The sequence below is a fragment of the Roseixanthobacter psychrophilus genome (assembly GCF_043195195.1).
GTDB lineage: Bacteria > Pseudomonadota > Alphaproteobacteria > Rhizobiales > Xanthobacteraceae > NCEH01.
In genome coordinates this window covers 1-1,055 of record NZ_JBAFWT010000149.1, presented here as the reverse complement: position 1 = coordinate 1,055, position 1,055 = coordinate 1, and the positions used below count along the sequence as shown (strand labels likewise).

The following is a 1,055-nucleotide window of genomic DNA, read 5'->3' as shown; positions in this document are numbered from 1 at the left end:
GCCGAGCAGGCGGGTTACGAGCCCTCGTCCTTCTACAAGGCCCTGGTGCGCCCCTGGCCCGCCGTCGAAGGCATCATCGCATCCGCCCTCGACATGCGGCCTCAGGACATCTGGCCCAGCCGTTACGACCGAAGCGGGCAGCCCCGCTCCTCTCGCCGGCAAAAACCTAGCCGCCGCCAAGCGCCGAGTCACCGTCAAATCACCGGGGCAGCCTAGACATGGCCGAACGTACAAAAATCGCCATCCATCTGATCGACGCCGATGATCGCCTGCGTCGCGTCGATCCAGACAAAGCCCTGCTGCTGGCAGCCGGAATCAAAGAAGATGGGCTCCGGTTCCCGATCGAGGTCCGGCCCGGCAAGAAGGGCCGCTACGCCTTGATCTCCGGCGGCCACCGCCTGGACGCGGTGAAGCTGCTCGAATGGACCGAGATCGACGCCGAGATCCTCGACATCACCGCCGATCAGGCGCGGATGCGGGAGATCAACGAAAACCTTTACCGCGCCGAGCTTTCCGACCTCGATCGGGCGGTGTTCCTGAGCGAGAAGAAGCGCCTCTACGAGAAGCTGAACCCGCAGGCCAAGCACGGCGGCGACCGCCGGTCTGACCAAGTCGCCATTTTTGGCGACTTGATGCCGCGCTTCTCGGCCGAAGCCTGTGAACGGCTCGGCTGCTCCGAGCGCACCTTGCAGCGGATGATCGCTCGCGCCGCCATCGTGCCGGACGTGCGCGACCGAATCTCCGGCACCTCGATCGCCAACACCGGGTCGGAACTCGACGCCCTGGCGCGGCTGTCGCCTGAAGAGCAGCGCACTGCGGTGCAGTGGCTGATGAGCGGCGGCGAGGCAGCCATGAGCGTCGGCGCCGCCGTAAAGCAGATGCGCGGCGACGGCACCGCCAGCGCACCGGTGGACGAGGCGGATGCGCAGTACGCCGCGCTCTTGAAGGGCTGGCGCCGGGCGGACCGCCGCGCCCGCGATCGCTTCCTCGACTATCTGAAAACCGAGGGTGAGGCCTCAGCCGAACAGCGGGACGCCGCGTGATGGCCGCCCCCC

Annotated in this window: 2 protein-coding genes; both read left to right on the top strand. The window is 67.3% G+C overall.

What is annotated here, in order from left to right; all coding sequences use genetic code 11:
- Window positions 1-216, top strand: a 216-nt coding sequence (locus V5F77_RS28915; RefSeq protein WP_429008489.1) for a helix-turn-helix domain-containing protein, incomplete at its 5' end; no start/stop codon positions are given.
- A 2-nt stretch (window positions 217-218) separates the two neighbouring features.
- Window positions 219-1,043: a ParB N-terminal domain-containing protein gene (locus V5F77_RS28910; RefSeq protein WP_429008488.1), complete on the top strand. Its 825-nt coding sequence runs from the start codon at window positions 219-221 to the stop codon at window positions 1,041-1,043.
- The last annotated feature ends 12 nt before the right edge of the window (window positions 1,044-1,055 follow it).

What these genes read in the sequence shown, in the direction of transcription:
- V5F77_RS28910 (WP_429008488.1), top strand. Translation starts at nt 219, where the DNA reads ATGGCCGAACGTACAAAAATCGCCATCCATCTGATCGACGCCGATGAT.